10 protein-coding genes and 1 pseudogene are annotated in these 17,399 nt (G+C 56.1%); 9 read left to right on the top strand and 2 right to left on the bottom strand.

The window, feature by feature from the left end; all coding sequences use genetic code 11:
* Positions 1-53 precede the first annotated feature (53 nt).
* Positions 54-1,649 (top strand): extracellular solute-binding protein, encoded by a 1,596-nt coding sequence (locus B0G52_RS26125; RefSeq protein ID WP_094048791.1) that lies wholly within the window; start codon positions 54-56, stop codon positions 1,647-1,649.
* 80 nt (positions 1,650-1,729) lie between these two features.
* On the opposite strand, the gene B0G52_RS26120 is transcribed toward B0G52_RS26125, so the two are convergent.
* Positions 1,730-3,955 (bottom strand): AraC family transcriptional regulator, encoded by a 2,226-nt coding sequence (locus tag B0G52_RS26120; protein ID WP_094048789.1) that lies wholly within the window; start codon positions 3,953-3,955, stop codon positions 1,730-1,732.
* 272 nt (positions 3,956-4,227) lie between these two features.
* Between B0G52_RS26120 and B0G52_RS36555 the strand changes: the two are divergent.
* The 3 genes and pseudogenes from B0G52_RS36555 to lacZ all read left to right on the top strand — a co-directional run bounded on the left by B0G52_RS36555 (position 4,228) and on the right by lacZ (position 9,369).
* Positions 4,228-5,165: pseudogene (locus B0G52_RS36555) on the top strand (family 43 glycosylhydrolase).
* On the top strand, positions 5,162-6,292 hold the full coding sequence (locus B0G52_RS26105) for a glycoside hydrolase family 88 protein (protein WP_094048785.1): 1,131 nt from the start codon (positions 5,162-5,164) through the stop codon (positions 6,290-6,292). Before B0G52_RS36555 ends, B0G52_RS26105 begins: the two are co-directional and overlap by 4 nt.
* A 38-nt stretch (positions 6,293-6,330) precedes the next feature.
* Positions 6,331-9,369 (top strand): beta-galactosidase, LacZ type, encoded by a 3,039-nt coding sequence (gene lacZ / locus B0G52_RS26100; protein WP_233163062.1) that lies wholly within the window; start codon positions 6,331-6,333, stop codon positions 9,367-9,369.
* A 129-nt stretch (positions 9,370-9,498) separates the two neighbouring features.
* Here lacZ and B0G52_RS26095 read toward each other — a convergent pair whose 3' ends face one another.
* Positions 9,499-10,425, bottom strand: a complete 927-nt coding sequence (locus B0G52_RS26095; protein ID WP_094048783.1) for an ArsR/SmtB family transcription factor — start codon at positions 10,423-10,425, stop codon at positions 9,499-9,501.
* A gap of 190 nt (positions 10,426-10,615) precedes the next feature.
* On the opposite strand from B0G52_RS26095, the gene B0G52_RS26090 reads away from it, so the two are divergent.
* The 5 genes from B0G52_RS26090 to B0G52_RS26070 all read left to right on the top strand — a co-directional run bounded on the left by B0G52_RS26090 (position 10,616) and on the right by B0G52_RS26070 (position 17,320).
* The gene (locus tag B0G52_RS26090) at positions 10,616-10,978 is read left to right on the top strand and encodes a DUF488 domain-containing protein (RefSeq protein WP_094048781.1); all 363 of its coding nucleotides are present in this window, start codon (positions 10,616-10,618) and stop codon (positions 10,976-10,978) included.
* Positions 10,979-12,512: 1,534 nt separating this feature from the next.
* Entirely contained in the window at positions 12,513-13,190 is a 678-nt protein-coding gene (locus tag B0G52_RS26085; RefSeq protein ID WP_094048779.1) for a FadR/GntR family transcriptional regulator, read from the top strand.
* Positions 13,190-14,338 (top strand): galactonate dehydratase, encoded by a 1,149-nt coding sequence (gene dgoD, locus B0G52_RS26080; RefSeq protein WP_094048777.1) that lies wholly within the window; start codon positions 13,190-13,192, stop codon positions 14,336-14,338. The genes B0G52_RS26085 and dgoD overlap by 1 nt, the downstream gene beginning before the upstream one ends.
* Before the next feature lie 122 nt (positions 14,339-14,460).
* Positions 14,461-16,230 carry a sensor histidine kinase gene (locus B0G52_RS26075; protein WP_094048775.1) on the top strand — a complete coding sequence of 590 codons (1,770 nt, stop codon included), beginning with the start codon at positions 14,461-14,463 and terminating at the stop codon, positions 16,228-16,230.
* A complete protein-coding gene (locus B0G52_RS26070) occupies positions 16,205-17,320 on the top strand; it encodes a response regulator (protein WP_094048773.1) in 1,116 nt (371 codons plus the stop codon). Before B0G52_RS26075 ends, B0G52_RS26070 begins: the two co-directional genes overlap by 26 nt.
* Positions 17,321-17,399 lie beyond the last annotated feature (79 nt).

The following is a 17,399-nucleotide window of genomic DNA, read 5'->3' as shown; positions in this document are numbered from 1 at the left end:
CCTGGAGTCGGCTAACATATATACTCAGAAGGAACACAAAAGGGAGGATTCACATGCCAGGGAAGTTGAAAAAGTCAGTAGGCCTGTTATTATCCGTTGTTCTGTTGTTGTCGCTCATTACCGCTTGCAGCAGCAAGAACAATAAACCCGCGGAGAGCGCGTCTTCGCCGCAAGCGTCCAATTCGCCGTCGGCCGAGACGTCAGAATCGCCATCCTCAGAGCCAGCAGGGATCGACACCTCGAAGAAGGTTGAGCTTCAGTTCTACATGCTCGGCAACGCGCCGAAGGATCTGGCGAAGGTCGAGGCGGAAATCAACAAGATGGCTCTCGAAGATTTGAACGCAACGGTCAAGTTCAACTTCACGACGTGGACGGACTGGGATCAGAAGTACAAGCTGCTGCTGTCCACGGGCCAGAAGGTTGACCTGATCTTCACCGCCGAATGGACGCAATATCAGCAGTATGCGAAGAAAAAGGCGTTCCTGCCGCTGGACGATCTTCTTCCGAAGGCCGCTCCGGTCCTGAATCAATTCGTGCCTCAGGATATGTGGGAAGCGGTCAAGATCGACGGTAAAATTTACACCGTACCTGCCACTTACAAGGAGTATGTAACAGGCGGATTCGTATGGCGCGAAGATCTGCGCCAGAAGTACGACCTGCCTAAGCCGGTCGATATGGCGACCTTCGAAGCTTACCTGGAAGGCATTAAGAAGAACGAGCCGAACCTTCAGCCGGTGGCGATCGGCGCGGATGTAGCCGCGGCCTTGTCCGACGCTCATCTGGACATCGCGCGCGACATTGTCGGCCCTATGCCTTACGGAGTATTCGCGCCTTACAGCAATCCGTCGCAAATGACGAACTATTGGGGGTCCGCGGAGCACCTCGAGGATCTGAAGCTGTACAGAAGCTGGGCGGAAAAAGGCTACATTTCGAAAAACGAGCTGAACGTGAAGGATACGAACCAGGACAAGATCGTAAATGGAACTGCGGCGGCTTTGCTTGGCGACAACCCGACCCGGTACAATCAAACGCTTAACAATATGAAGTCTCTTCATCCGGATTGGGAGCTCGGCTATCATCCGTATGGCTTGACCAAGGGCTATGCGACGCCGGTGCATCCGATTCATAACGGATTCGCGATTCCGGCGCACAGCGACAACGCGGAACGCGCGCTTGCCTTCTACGAGAAGATGGTTACCGACAAACGTTACAACCATTTGACGCAATACGGCTTCGAAGGTGTCAACTACGAAGTGGACAACGGCTATTACAAGCTGATCGGCAACGCCGACACGAACGGCTTCCTGAGAGAGAATATGCAGGGCTGGGCATGGCGCAATCCGGAATTCATGCTGTTCGAACCGAGCTATGACGGAGTCAAAGCCATCTTCGACGAGCTGGACAAGATTCAGAAGCCGGATATCTACACCGGTTTTGCCGAGGATTACACGGAGTATCAAGCGGAACGCGCGGCTCTGGAGCAAGTAGAGAAGCAATATCTGTTCCCGCTGCTGGCGGGTCAGGTCGCGGACGTCGAGAAAGGGCTTGCCACGTTTATGGACAAAGCGAAGCAAGCGGGGCTCGAGAAAGTGCAGCAAGGCTACACGAAGCAATGGCTGGCGTATCTTCAAGAATCGGGAATTCAGTAATATTAATCTGAGTTGGATTTAAGTGAACAAGAGCAGGTTCCGGGGTCAGCTTCCCTGGAACCTGCTCTTGTTTGCTTCGATTACCGCGCCGCTTTGCGGAATTCGGACGGCGTTACGCCGTTTATCTTTTTGAAGATGCGGTGGAAATACGAGCTGTTCGTGTACCCTGTCAATTCGGCGATCTCCGCAACCGAATGCTCCGACTGGATCAGAAGCTCTTTCGCTTTGTCCATTCGTACCTGGTTGATTCGATCGACGATGTTGTTCAGCGTCTGCTGGCGGTACACTCTGCTGATGTGATAAGGAGACATCTTGAGCTCTTCCGCAATGAAATTCAGGCTTAAGTTCGGGTCGCCGTAACGAGTTTCGATCAGCTCGGTAATTCGGCGGATGAGATCCTCCTGCTTGTTGCTTCGCTTCTCGACAAGCTTGAGCTTTAACGCATCGAATAGCGCATAATACCGTTCCGTCAGTTCATCCAAGGTTTCGTATTCCGCTATATCCGGCAAGTCGTCCGGCCCCAGGCCGAGCTGCAAAGATCCGTTCCGCTCGATTTCCGCGATCATATTGGTGAGGGACACCGTTAGGTGCTTGGCCGCCGTATGCGCGACTACAGATGGATACTGGGCGGTCTCCCGCATGATTTCATCGATCAGCGCTTTGGCTTCGTCGGTCTTGCCGCCGATGAGCGCGTCGATCATTTTCTTCTCCTTGCCGATCGGAAACGCGTATGCGGTGCTGTCGAACAGATTCAGCTGGGAAGCCGCAATGAGCGTGTTCCTGCCTGCAAAAAAACGCTGCTGAGATGCCAAGTGCACCTGCTTGAACATGTAATACAGCTGGAGAGGATCGCTGTCGTAAGACGAATAGGCAACGGTTATGCTTAGGTTTAAGTATTCCTTGCAGGCATGCTGCATCTCGCTAAACATCAGTTTCAGCTCGGAGTCGGACAGCTCATCGGTCAAGACGTTTATCATGAGCAGAAGGCTTTCTTCTTCCAAGTCGACGGCTTCCACCCGCACGAACTTGGAGCAGATCTCCGAAGCGATATTCATAATGGCGAATTTATAAGTAAGCAGATCGTTGTGTCCCTGCTCCTTTAATCCATTAAACCCGTCAATACGAATATGGGCCAGCATATAGGGTTGGGTAAAGTCGAAGGAGATGTTCAAACTCTTCAACTTGTCCAATTGATACTCCGGATTGAAGTCTTTCATCTGAATAAGCTTCCGCAGCATGTTCTGGCGAACGGTGTAACTGCTGTTGCGGCGTTCCGATTCCAGGGCTTCGACCCGGCTTTCGATTTTATGAATCGGAACGTACAGGAACCGGGAGAGCAGCCAGGAAAGCAGCAGACCGACTCCCAGAATGACCGTAGCGATCTGCAACGTCATGGAGCGTACGTTCTTAACGGCGGCGGTTATCGCTTCATAAGGCGTAATCCGTACGTACTGCCATCCGTATTTATCCGGCGAAGTGTACGTAATGAGCGATTTGACGCCTTCGAAATCGGCGATCGTATAGCCGGACCGTTGGTGCTGGATCGTTTCCTTTATAAGAAGCCGTTCTGCCGAACTCCACCGAACCTCCGTTAATTCGCTGACGGACAAGATATTGTCCTGGTCGTCCACGAAGTAATTTTTGCCCGCGCCTTCATAATTGTTGATTCCCAATTCATAGTTTACCCACTCCGCGGATACGTTGACGATAATCGCCGAATTGATCTGCCGGTCGAATCCTATAGCATCGTATAGAAGATAGGTGAAAGCGCCTCTCGGCGTCTGTTCTTCATTGCCGTAATGGAAAGTTCTCGGAATCGGCGTAAAAGGCTTATATTCATTGAAGTTCTCCAAAATTTCGTTAATTCCCGACTCGTCGACCATGTTTTCGGGAGTAAGGCCGCGCTGAGGTCCTTCGCGCGAGACGATATAGTAGCCTGTACCTGGATTGTAAACATAGATGGATTGGATGAAGGGCATGGTGGCCAAATAACCGTCCAAGTCGAGCATGGCCGCCTGAATATCGAAGGCATTCGGTTCTTTATAATAGAGCAGCTTCGCAATCGTACCGTTGCGGTAAATCTGGGAGGAAACCGTCAGCGCGTTGTCGCTCGTCCGGGCGACCGTCTGGCTCGTTTGTCGTAAATGATTCAGATCGGACTGGAACGTTTCCTTCTGCAATATTCGGGCGAACGCGTAATAGTACACATAAGAGGAGATAATGAGCGCCACGAAAATACAGAGTGTGATCCCGATCAATATTCGCGTGAATAACTTTCGGTTTCGGCTCATTTTTTTCAGATTCATGAAGATTCACCCTTATTCGATGATAATCGAGATTTAACGGTACGATTTCGCTTCATTATAGCTTGATCCGATATGTGAACAACAGTGGAACGATAAGGTAGATGTGAATTATCAGCGCTTTTGGATATGAACAAATTTGCGATTGGTGATCTTATTTGCGTTTCTTCGGGACAGGCGCCGGAGAGCCGGCGGAACGCGCGGCAGTAACGGATCGCATAATCGTTCATGCCGATATACCCGTAATGTTCACTTAAAGCAAGAGGTTAATCTGGATGCGCTCTTCCATATGTTCTATACTTCGGTTGCATACAGATACGGAGGCGAGAGACATGCAGAAGGTTGGACCGACATTAAGCGGGGAATGGGCTGATCCGTTCCTGCTCCAGGACGGCGAAGATTACTACCTGTACCCAACGAGAGACAGCGATGGCTGGCTGTACGACAAGTTCCATGTATTCCGCAGCAAGGACCTCGTTAACTGGGACGGTCCGTACCTGGCGCTGGACCTGGCTGACGTCGCATGGGCCGAGACAAGAGCGTGGGCGCCGGGAGTAAACAAGCACAACGGTCTTTACTATATGTACTTTTCAGCGGAAGCCCAGATCGGCGCTGCCGTCTCGGAATCTCCGCTCGGCCCTTTCCGGGACCTTCTGGGAGAACCTTTGATTGCGGCGAATCAATACGGCTGCCAGAGCATCGACGCGGACTTGTTCATTGACGCGACAACCAGCCTTATCTGCTATGGGGGCAGGGGAAGTGCTGGATCGCTCCTCTGGCGGATGATATGGTCTCCTTTAAGTCAGAGCCGATCTCTCTGTCGGACGAGTTCTATCGCCAGCAAGGCCGGAGTCCGGACATCGAGGATAAAGGGATATACAATGAAGGGCCGCATCTGCAGAAAATCAACGGCAAATACGTGCTTACCTGGAGCAATTACGATACTCGGGATCCGAGATATCAGATCTGCTATGCAGCCAGTGACTCTATTTACGGTCCTTATATCGCTCCTAAGGATAATCGCGTTACTCGTCCGTCCGAGCGTTATTTCGGTACGGGTCATGCAAGCATGGCGAAGCACGGGGACGGATGGGTGCTTTGTTATCATCGTCTCATCGATCCCGCTCGTTCGCTGCTTCGGGAGACGTGCATCAGCAAGGTGCGGTTCAATGCGGGCGGCGTACCGGCAGTAGACGTGGAGAAATGGCTATGAGGGGACTCGGCGGCGATTGGCGCAGTGAAGCGTGGTCGAAGATTAAGGACAAAGTCGGGCGAACGGGATTGAGAATTCGCGATGCATTTCCCCATGCCAGCGTGGGGGGAAGCTACCAATTGGAGCCGGCTTCCTGGTGGACGGCCGGGTTCTGGCCGGGGCTGCTCTGGCTCGTTTATCGGGATACGAACGATGAACAGCTGCGTCATTGGGCGGAATCCTGTGAGGAGCAGCTTGACCGGGTCATTACGGACTACGTCAAGCTCGATCACGATATCGGCTTCATGTGGACGCTGACGAGCGTGGCAAGATACAGGCTGACAGGCGATGAAACGGCGAAGCGAAGGGGGCTGCTTGCAGCAAATTTGCTTTGCGGGCGTTATAATACGAGAGGAAGGTATATTCGCGCATGGAATCCGTGGCAGCCCGGTGAAGACAATTCCGGACTCGCGATTATCGATTGCATGATGAACCTGCCCTTATTGCATTGGGCTTCTCAGGTCAGCGGAGATCCCCGGTACAAGCATATAGCGGTCGAGCATACGGACACGGTTCTCGCGCATTTCATTCGGCCGGACGGCTCGGTGAACCATATCGTCCGCTTCGATCCGCAAACCGGGGAGCAAGCCGAAGTGCTCGGCGGACAAGGCTATGCCCCGGACTCCGCCTGGTCGCGCGGCACCGCATGGGCGCTTTACGGAATGGCGCTTGCTTATCGTTACGTCGGAGACAAGCGGTATTTGGAAGCGTCCAAGCGGGCAGCCCATTTCTTCCTGGCGAATCTTCCCGACGATCATGTTCCTTATTGGGACTTCCGATTGCCGGAGCGCGTTGCGAAGCATCGGGATTCTTCGGCTGGAGCTTGCGCCGCTTCGGGCCTGTTATTGCTGTCGCGTCTTGTCGGGGAGGAGGAGCGGCTTCTGTACCGGCGAGCCGGGGAACGAATTCTATGGTCGCTGTACCGCAATTACGGAGCGTGGGACCGTGAAGACGAGGAAGGGCTGATTCTGCACGGAACCAGCCATTATCCGGAGGGCCGCAACATCGACGTGCCGCTTATTTACGGCGATTATTATTTCGCTGAGGGCGTCGCCCAACTGAACGGTTACGAGGAGCTTTTTTGGTAAGGGATAAGTACATTTCGCAGAAAAATGAGGGATAACGAGTGAGAGAAAATAAACCTGGTCCGGAGTGGCTGAGCGATGTCGGCGTGTTTCGCGTCAACCGGCTCGACGCCCATTCCGATCATCGCTATTACGCAACGATGGAGGAAGCGGAAGCGGGCGGCGCGATGCCGATGCGCCATTCGCTGAATGGGTCGTGGAAATTCAGCTACGCCGCGAATCCGGCGAGCCGTGCCGAATCGTTCTATCGGGCCGACTTCGACTGCAGCGGGTGGGACGACATCGTGGTGCCGGGCCATATTCAGCTTCAAGGCTGGGGGCGCCCGCAATACGTCAATACGATGTATCCGTGGGACGGATTGGACGGGGTCCGTCCTCCGGAGATTCCGCAAGCTTCCAATCCGGTCGGAAGCTATGCGACGACGTTCCGGCTTCCCGCGAACATGAAGGACCGTCCCGTGTTTATTTCTTTTCAAGGAGTGGAGTCGGCTTTCTACGTGTGGCTGAACGGGGAGTTCGTCGGCTACGGCGAGGACAGCTTCACTCCGTCCGAATTCGACCTGACTCCTTACGTACGGGAAGGCGACAACAAGCTGGCGGTGGAAGTGTATCAACGCAGCACGGGGAGCTGGCTGGAGGATCAGGACTTCTGGCGATTCTCCGGCATTTTCCGCGACGTGTATCTCTATACGATTCCGGACGTTCATGTGAGGGATCTGTTCGTGCGCGCCGATCTGGACGATTCGTACGAGCTGGGCTTGCTGAGCGCGGATCTCCGCTTGGACAACGCCGCTCGCGCTTCGGCCAAGCTGGAATTGAAAGACGCTGCGGGAGCCGTCGTGGCGACAGGGGAGGGCGAATTCGCAGACGGCAGGCTAAGGCTGTCGCTGGACGCCGGAACCGTGGAGCGATGGAGTGCGGAAAACCCCTACTTATACAAGGCATGCATCTCGATCTATAACGAGCGGGGAACGTTGGCGGAGGCCATCGTCCAGAAGGTCGGCTTCCGGCGTTTCGAGATGAAGAACAAGATCATGTGCTTAAACGGCGAACGCATCGTGTTCAAGGGAGTTAACCGCCACGAGTTCAATTGCAGAACCGGCCGGTCGATCACGCGGGAGGATATGCTGTGGGATATCGCGACGCTGAAGCGGAATAACATCAACGCGGTGCGGACTTCCCACTACCCGAACCAGACGCTCTGGTACGAGCTGTGCGACGAGTACGGCGTTTACGTCATCGACGAGATGAACTTGGAAACCCACGGGTCGTGGCAGAAGATGGGGGCGGTCGAGCCTTCCTGGAACGTTCCCGGCAACCGCCCGGAATGGAGGGATATCGTCATGGATCGGGCGCGTTCGATGCTGGAGCGGGATAAAAACCACCCGTCGATCCTCATCTGGTCCTGCGGCAACGAATCGTACGCCGGGGAAGTCATTTTGCAGGTGTCGAACTACTTCCGCGAAGCCGATCCTGGCCGTCTCGTGCACTACGAAGGCGTGTTCCACAACCGCGAGTATGACGAGACGAGCGATATGGAGAGCCGGATGTACGCCAAGCCGGCCGATATCGAAGCGTATTTGCAAGCCGACCCGGCCAAGCCGTATATCAGCTGCGAGTACATGCACGCAATGGGCAACTCGGTCGGCGGGCTGCACAAATATACGGAGCTGGAAGCCAAATATCCGATGTATCAGGGCGGCTTCATTTGGGATTACATCGATCAGGCGCTGGCGAAGAAAGATCGCTTCGGCAAGGAGTTTCTGGCATACGGAGGAGATTTCGAAGATCGCCCGACCGATTACAGCTTCTGCGGCAACGGCATCGTATACGCGGATCGGACCGTCACGCCGAAAATGCAGGAAGTCAAATTCCTGTATCAGAACTATAAGCTCGAGCCGTCGGCGACCGGTGTCAACATCGTCAACGAAAGCCTGTTCGCGGGAACGGACGGCTTAAGCTTAATCTACCGCCTTTATTATGAAGGAACGGAGATCGCCTCCGGCCAAGCAGATGTATCGGTCGCGGCGCAAACTTCGGCTTTCGTACCGATCGAGCTGCCGGACGCTTCGGACAAGCCTGGAGAATATTGGATCGACGCGTCGCTCGTGCTTGCGGAAGCGAACGCGTGGGCGGATGCCGGCTTCGAGATCGCCTTCGGCCAGACGATATTCCTCTTGGCCGGAGCGGAGAAGTCCGCGCCGGAAGGGGCGATTCGCGTCGTCGAAGGCGATGTGAACATCGGAGTGATCGGGGATGGGTTTACTGTTCTGTTCTCCAAGCAAGCGGGCACGCTTGTTTCTCTCCGCTACGGAAGCCGGGAGATGATCGCTGCGCCTCCGTATCCGCAGTTCTGGAGAGCGACGACCGACAACGACAAAGGCGTATCTCAGGCTTTTACAGCTGGGGCGTGGCTTGCTGCAACTGCGGCTCGAAAGTGCGACAGCGTGCGTCTGATCGAGGAGAAGGGGAGCGCAACCGTCGTGTTCGATTACGCCTTCAGCATCAGCTCGGATGTGCGGGTTGGCGTCGCCTATACGGTGTTCGCCGACGGAAGCGTTCGGGTACGTTCTGAGTATCGCGGCGCAGCGGGATTGCCGAACTTGCCGATGTTCGGCTTGTCCTTCAAGCTGTCCGCCGATTACGGAGAAACTGACTGGTACGCGATGGGGCCGAAGGAAAACTATATCGACCGCGTGCACGGTGCGCGGCTGTGCACGTTCCGGCGCAAGGTGGACGAGCTGGCGTCCCGTTACCTCGTCCCTCAGGAGTCGGGCAACCGTACAGGGGTTCGCCGCGTGCGGATTACCGATGCCGCGGGAATCGGACTGGAGCTGCAAGCTTCGCCGTCTGCGCCAGTGGAGTGCAACGTATCCCATTATACGGCGCTGGAGCTGGAGAACGCGGCTCATCCGTGGGAGCTGCCGCAGCCGCATTATACGGTCGTGACCGTAGCCGGGCGGCAGATGGGCGTAGGCGGAGACGATAGCTGGGGAGCGCCCGTGCACGAGGAGTATCAAATTGGGGCGGACGAAGAGCTTGCCTTCGAATTCACGCTAAGCCGAGTCGGCCGCGGATAATCTGATAGCAAAGGACCTCAACTTCCGCTTGGGCGGTGAAAGTTGAGGTCCTTTTGCCGTAGTGCGCCCGGGGCATGCCGTTCTTACGAACAACAATTGGGCAACCGCGACGCCTGCTTAACGGGAAGTCTAGCCCGATGCGGGCTGCTCGGTTTTCGTATAATACAGCTGGAACACGATGTCCTGATTATAGTTGCCGAATCCCGTTCCGAACAGCGTCACTCCGCCGATATGCTTGGCTTCGTCCGTGCAGGAGATTCGGAACGTCCACTGCTTGTTCCGGACTTGAATATCGCTTAGCGTCACGTTGGACATTTTGTTGCCGTCCATGTAGGTTCCGTCTTTCGTAATTCTCAGGTGCTTAAGCAATCCGTACTGGTTGATCGCGTCGGGCCACCAGGCTGGCGTATACTTCCCGCGATTGTCTCCGAAATCGCCCGGGCTCGTCCATGTCCCCAGCTCTTCGTCGTTGAGGCGGAAAGCGATGTCCGAGGGCCAGTTGTTGTTCGTGGCCGGCGCTTCGGAAGCAAGCTCCATTGAAATGACCAATTCGTCGGGAACCTGGCTCGGCAGCAGGAAGTTCGGAACCTTATATTCGATGAAGCCTTTGCCGAACCACAATATTTTGGCGTCGACTCTCTCGGAATCCCAGAAATATCTCGGTTCGTCGAATTCGCCGATCAGCTTGCGCGGAGTTGCCAGACCGCACGTCGGATGAATCTCGAAATCGGTATAATGACCGACGGAAAGCTCTGTACGATGGCTCTCCCTGTTCGTTTCCTCTTTCGCGGGAAAATCGATTTCTATTTTATCCACGCACAGCCTGCACAGCTTTTGGACGCCGCCTCGGCCCCGGACCATCTCGGTGCGGATCAGCTTGGCCTTTTCCAGCTTTTTCGTGTGCATCGTCATGATCGCGCTGCTCAGGCCGACGGCTTCCGCCAGCTCTTTGACGTTCATCGGTTCTTTGGCCAACAGATGGATGATCCGCAGCCGCACGTCACTGGCCAGCGCTTCGTAGACGGGCAGCGCGTTCTCCGATATGTCCAATTTCATGAGGAGACCTCCGGGATCGATTAGCTCGCATAGGGATTAACAAAAATGTTTATGAATAATATACCGTTTTTTTGCGGCGTTCACAATCGAAGGGCAAGCATCCGGACTGCGAAATGAAAGCTGGTCAGCTATAATTAGAACATCTGGACGAAAAGGGAAGTCGGCATGACAGAACGCTGGAGGTGCGGAAATGGGACAATATAAAATAAAACGGGTCTATGAAGAGGCCAACGAGGCCGACGGCTTCCGGGTGCTGGTGGACAGGCTATGGCCGCGAGGAATGACCAAGGAGCGCGTCGGCGCGGTGGTCTGGCTGAAGGATGTCGCGCCCAGTACCGAGCTCTGCCGCTGGTTCGGGCATAAACCTGAGCGTTTCGGGGAGTTTCAGGCGAGCTACATCGCGGAGTTGAAGAGCGAAGCCGTCCAACCACACGTAGAGCGCCTGCGGTCGTGGGCCAAGGAGCAGGACGTCACGCTGCTCTACGCCGCCAGGGACGAGCTTCACAATCAGGCGGTCGTGCTGAAGCGGTACTTGGAGGGGGACGTCGAGTAGCGGAAGAAGGTGTCTTCCGCTTATTCGCCTATTCGAATCGTCATGGGAAGCAGAATATACGGATTGATCTGTGTGCGAGCTGGGACGTTTTATTTTGGAAATTTCATTGATTGTTGCGAATGATAGAAATCCGTACATTTACTATTTCCATGTTTATGAGAAGATTGATACTACTACAAAAAGTGAACAAGGCTGATGCAAGGGACCGCCGTCAAGCAACGGCGGTTTTTTCCTGCTAGTAGAGTAGCTGCAACCGCGCTGAGTCGGGTTGGAGCATCGAATGGGGCGTCAGAGTAGCTGCAACCGTGCGGAGTCGGGTTGGAGCGGCGAAAGGGCCGGTAGAGTAGCTGCAACCGTGCGGAGTCGGGTTGGAGCAGCGATTGAACTGGTAGAGTAGCTGCAACCGTGCGGAGTCGGGTTGGAGCGGCGAAAGGGCCGGTAGAGTAGCTGCAACCGCGCTGAGTCGGGTTGGAGCATCGAATGGGATGTAAGAGTAGCTGCAACCGTGCTGAGTCGGGTTGGAACATCGAATGGGATGTCAGAGTAGCTGCAACCGTGCGGAGTCGGGTTGGAGCAGCGAATGAGCTGGTAGAGTAGCTGCAACCGCGCTGAGTCGGGTTGGAGCATCGAATGGGGCGTCAGAGTAGCTGCAACCGTGCGGAGTCGGGTTGGAGCGGCGAAAGGGCCGGTAGAGTAGCTGCAACCGTGCGGAGTCGGGTTGGAGCAGCGAAAGGGCCGGTAGAGTAGCTGCAACCGTGCGGAGTCGGGTTGGAGCGACGAAAGGGCCGGTAGAGTAGCTGCAACCGCGCTGAGTCGGGTTGGAGCATCGAATGGGGCGGCAGAGTAGCTGCAACCGCGCTGAGTCGGGTTGGAGCATCGAATGAGCTGGTAGAGTAGCTGCAACCGTGCGGAGTCGGGTTGGAGCATCGAATGAGCTGGTAAAGTAGCTGCAACCGCGCTGTGTCGGGTTGGAACATCGAATGGGACGTCAGAGTAGCTGCAACCGTGCGGAGTCGGGTTGGAGAGTAAGATTGCATCGGCTTCGAGCGCAATCGCATTTTACTTCTGGAATGCTCTACTAGGGCGTGTATGCAAACCCGCTCAGAGGCATCTATCATCCCCTGTTGCGTCACTTTTGCTTGACGTACCCCTGGTACGCCTTCACAAAAGTTCCTTGCATGGAACGAAAATTCGGCAACATCTGCTTTCCTCGGAGGTTGCATACACGCCCTAGGGATTAATTCACGCTTGTGGACACTTTGCTCTCGGTCAGCGCTCCTGGAAGGAAGGCGTTAGTCTAAGAAACCGGTTATTCCCCTTCCCAAAAGCCGCCGCCTGACCGGAGATGCTCGACAAAATCGGTTAATCCCTCCCGAAAAGCCCGCTTGTTGTCGGCACCTCCGTTGAAGCGGATAGGAGTCAATTGGTCAGACATAGTTTATATATAAATCCGATTGACACAAAGGGTAAATAGATATTATCTTTTAAACATAAAGTTATTATCTTATTAAAGCAAAGAAAAAGCGAGGCCGAGATGAAGAAGCTGGCTCACGAAGAAATTCTGAAGCAGATGGAAGAGAGAATTCGCACCGGGGAGTGGAAGCCGGGAGAGCGGCTGCCGACGATGCAGCAGCTGGCGTCGCGCTACGGCTACAGCCTGACGGCGGTCCGCGAGGCGCTGCGCGTGCTGGAGAGCCGGAGAATCGTCAGCATTGAGCACGGACGGGGAATTTTCATTACGAACGATCCGGAGCTGTTGGCCGATCCGGTGGACCGGCTGAGGGGGATGGAGACGCGATCGCTGATCCAGCTGTTGGAGGCTCGCCTGACGATCGAGCCGGAGCTGGCGGCTTATTGCGCGGTTCGATGTTCCGTCGCGCAGGCCCGTTCCATCCGCGAACTGTGCGATCGGATGGAGGCGCAGATGAATGCCGGTGAGGATCATTTCGCGACCGACGTGAGCTTCCATCAGGAGATCGCCGACGGAGCGGGCAATCCGCTGCTGGCGCAGATGCTGAGCGTCGTGGCGGATTTGTCCGCGCAGGGCAGAAGAGAGACGGATAAGCTCCCCCGCATGCGGGAGAAGGCGGCCGGGTATCACCGGCTGATCGCCATCGCGATCGAGGAGCGGCAGCCGGAGCAAGCGCGCGCGTTGATGAAAGCGCACATTCAAGACATGCTGAACGCCATACAAACGAGAGGAAGCGAATGATGAAAATCACGAAAATGGAAACGTTCGTCGTACCGCCGAGATGGCTGTTTTTGAAAATCGAGACCGACGAAGGCATAACGGGTTGGGGAGAGCCGATCGTCGAAGGCAAGGCGCATACGGTAAAAGCGGCGGTTGAGGAACTGAGCGGGTATCTGATCGGGAAAAACCCGCTGGACATCGAAGACCACTGGCAAGCGATGTACCGGGGAGGCTTCTATCGCGGGGGACCGATTCTGATGAGCGCGATCGCCGGAATCGACCAGGCGCTGTGGGACATCAAGGGCAAGTTCCACCAAGCGCCCGTCTATCAATTGATGGGCGGAGCTTGCCGCAGCAAGATCAAGGTGTATTCCTGGATCGGCGGCGACCGTCCGTCCGATGTCGGCGAGGCGGCAGCACGGGCGAAGGCGCAAGGCTTCACGGCCGTCAAAATGAACGGAACCGAGGAACTGCAATACGTCGATACGCACGAGAAAATCGATCAGGTGCTCGAACGGGTAGCCGCGGTTCGTTCGGCTGTCGGTTCCCATTTCGGCATCGGCATCGACTTTCACGGCAGGGTGCACAAGCCGATGGCGAAAGTGCTGGCGAAGGAGCTGGAAGCTTTCCGCCCGATGTTCATCGAAGAGCCCGTCCTGCCGGAAAACAACGAGGCGCTTCGGGAGATCGCCCGCGCCGCGCAAATCCCGATCGCGACGGGAGAGAGAATGTTTTCGCGCTGGGATTTCAAGGGCTTGCTCTCGGACGGGTACGTCGATATCATCCAGCCGGACGTCTCCCACGCGGGCGGAATTACGGAATGCAAGAAAATCGCGAGTATGGCAGAGGCTTACGACGTGGCGCTCGCGCCGCACTGTCCGCTCGGACCGATTGCGCTGGCCGCCTGCTTGCAGGTGGACGCGACTTGCCATAACGCCTTCATTCAAGAGCAGAGCTTGGGCATTCATTATAACCAGGGCAACGATTTGTTGGACTACATCGTCGATCCTTCCGTATTCGCCTACACGAACGGCTTCGTCGCCATTCCGAACGGACCGGGGCTGGGCATCGAGATCGACGAGGAGCATGTACGCAAGATGGCGGCGATCGGACACAATTGGAAAAATCCGCTCTGGCGCCACGAGGACGGCAGCGTAGCGGAGTGGTAACGGACGGACTGCCGGAAGTTTTCCGGCAGTCTTTCGTTTTTTTTGCCAGTCGACGAAGGCAGGAGGTTGCACAGGCAGGGAAGAATACAACCTTCTACGCACCTAAAAGGAGGCCGCACGGCATGAAGGTCATTACGCGAGCGCCCCGAAGCTCCATCTTTCTGAAAATCGTGCTGACGTTTCTCGCTCTGCTGATTCCGCTGTACGCGCTGAACCTGTACATGAACGAATCGGGGCAGGAGACGGTCCGCAAGGAGATCGTAGGCTCGATGAACGCCAAGGTGGAGCTGTACGTCAGTCTGATCGAGTCGGATTTCCAGCGGGTCATCAAGCTGATCGAAGCTTACGTCAACGACGTCGACCTGATGAAGCTGAGCACGGCCGTCGACGTTATGTCCGACATCGAGCGAACGGACGCTATCCTGGCGCTGAAGAGCAAGCTCGATCTGGTCAAATCGTCCAACAGCTTCGTTCATAATGTAACCGCCTTCATTCCGCTTCTGAACCGCAGTGTCACGTCCAACGACGATGCGATCAGCGCCTTCGACGAGCAAGCTTTCAAGGCGCTGTCCGCGACGACGAACCGTTACGAGTCGCCTTACTTGTTATGGCAGGACCGCTTGTTCATCAGCGTCCCCTATCCGGAACCGCCCGCACCCGGCAGGAAGGAGCCGGTGTTTCTGCTGACGGTGGAAGTGTCGAAGCCGGCGCTCAGAGACGCTTTGCGCCAGTTCACGAACAACGGGGAGACGGCCATTCTGACGGGCAATCGGCTGCCGTGGAGCATCGCGGCCGACACCGGTTTGCCCGGAGCAGGGGAGGCGGTTCTACAAAGACACAGCGGTTCCGTGCAGAGCCAGACGCTTGCCGTGGGCGGCGAAAACTACCTCGTCATCGACAAGTCGTCGGACAAGCTGGATACGACTCTGACGATTCTGATGCCGGAGAGCGCGGCGTTCGGCCCGCTGGAGCGCTATCGTTGGTGGATGCTGCTGCTTACGCTGATGTCGGTCGTGGTCGTCGTCTCCTTCTCGCTCAGTCTCTATCGGATCATTCAGCGGCCGCTTCGGACGCTGATGCGCTCTTTTAACAAAGTGGAGCAAGGGAACCTGAATCTCGTCGTCCAGTACCCGCTGAAGGACGAGTTTGGCTTTCTGTTTAATCGATTCAACGCAATGGTCAGGCAATTGAACGTGCTCGTCCATGAAGTGTACGAGCACAAGTACCGCGTCCGCCTCGCCGAGCTCAGACATCTGCAATCGCAGATCAACCCCCATTTTCTGTACAACAGCTTCTTTATTTTGCACCGGATGGCGAATTTGCAGGATCATGACAACATCGTGAGGTTTACCAAGTATTTGGGCGATTACTTCCAGTTCATTACCCGGGACGGGATGGACGAAATTCCGCTGGAGCTGGAGGTCAAGTACGCCCGTACGTATACGGAGATTCAGTCGTTTCGCTTCGGCAGCCGGATTCGCAGCGAATTCGGGGAGCTTCCGCCCGGTTTGGCAACCTGTCTCGTGCCCAGGCTGATCCTGCAGCCGCTGATCGAGAACGCCTACAATTACGGGTTGGAAAATAAGATGAAGGACGGCTGGATCGGTATCGGCTTCCGATTGGAGCCGGACACGCTTGTCGTCTCCGTCGAAGACAACGGAGAAGAGCTGGACGAGAGCAAGCTGCAGGAGCTTCGCCAGCGGCTGCTCGACCCGGACAAGCAGGCGGAGAGCACCGGGCTGATCAACGTTCACCGCCGCGTCCAGATCAAATTCGGGCAGGGGAGCGGTCTTGTCCTGTCACGGGGCCATAGCGGCGGACTGTTGGCGGAGCTTCGGCTGCCGATCGCGAAGGAGGTTGTTGACGATGCATCGTCTGTTAATCGTAGATGACGAACCGTATACGGTAGACGGGCTTCACGAGATGCTTCAGGAGGCCGATCTGCCCGAGATGGATCTGTACCGGGCGTATTCCGCGATCGAGGCCATCGAATGGCTGAACCGCGTGAAGATCGACATCGTTCTGAGCGACATCCGCATGCCGGGCATGGACGGGCTGCGGCTGCTGAAGGAGATCCGGTCCAGATGGCCGCGCTGCAAAGTGATCTTCCTGACGGGAATGAACGAGATGAGCTGCGTTCGCCAGGCGCTGCGGGACGGCAGCATCGACTACATTCTGAAGACGGAGGGCGACGAGCCGATCGTGCGCGCGATCGGCAGCGCGATCGAAGCGCTGCAGGAAGAATGGCGGCGCGATCAATTCGTCCTGGATGCGCAGGCGAGAGTCCGTCAGGCGATGCCTTCGCTGCGCAACGGCTGGTTCCGCCGGCTGCTGCTGCACGGCGCCGAGGATGCCGGCTTGTCGGCGGCCCGTCTTGCGGAGCTGGAATGCCCGCTGGATGCCGATTCGAAGCTGCTGCCCGTACTCGCGAGGGTCGATCGATGGCCGGAGGAGATGAACGGCAGCGATCGGACGCTGCTCCAGTTCGCCTTCGAGAACATTATGGCCGAACTGCTCGAAGGGGCGAAGCTGCAAACCGTGTTCGTGGACGAGCATTACACGATGCTGCTGCTTCAGCGGCCGGACGGTTCGGAACCGTCCGGGCCGTTTCGGGACGAAGAGGCGATGTCCGGCTACGTCACCGGGACGCTCGAGACGGCGCAATCCATTTGCACGCGGCTTCTTCGTCTTCCGGTCTCCGTCATTTGCAGCCTTGCGTTCGTCTCCTGGGACGGACTCGCGGTCGCGTATTATCGGATGAGGCGCAAGCTGGTCGTCGGAATCGGCCAGGGGGAGAACATGCAGCTGCTGAGCTGCGGGGGAAGCGGCCCGAGACCAACCGGAGAGAGGTTGCCGACGCTGCTGTCCCGGCAGCGCGAGCGGCTCGACATTGCGCTGGAGAGCGGGCGCCTGGAAGAGGCGGCAGACGCGATTTCGTCCGCCATCGGGCATAGCGGGGAATACGCCACTAGCGTTGCATAAAACTTCACGCGAAAATAACTACAATTAGCTATATATGTAATAATATAAGTGTTTTTCATGGCGATTATATAAAAAATCC

Origin of the sequence: Cohnella sp. SGD-V74, from assembly GCF_003001675.1 — a bacterium.
In the GTDB taxonomy this organism is placed as follows: domain Bacteria; phylum Bacillota; class Bacilli; order Paenibacillales; family Paenibacillaceae; genus Cohnella.
Note: the sequence above shows the minus strand (reverse complement) of the source record. Positions and strands in the feature narration are given on the sequence as shown.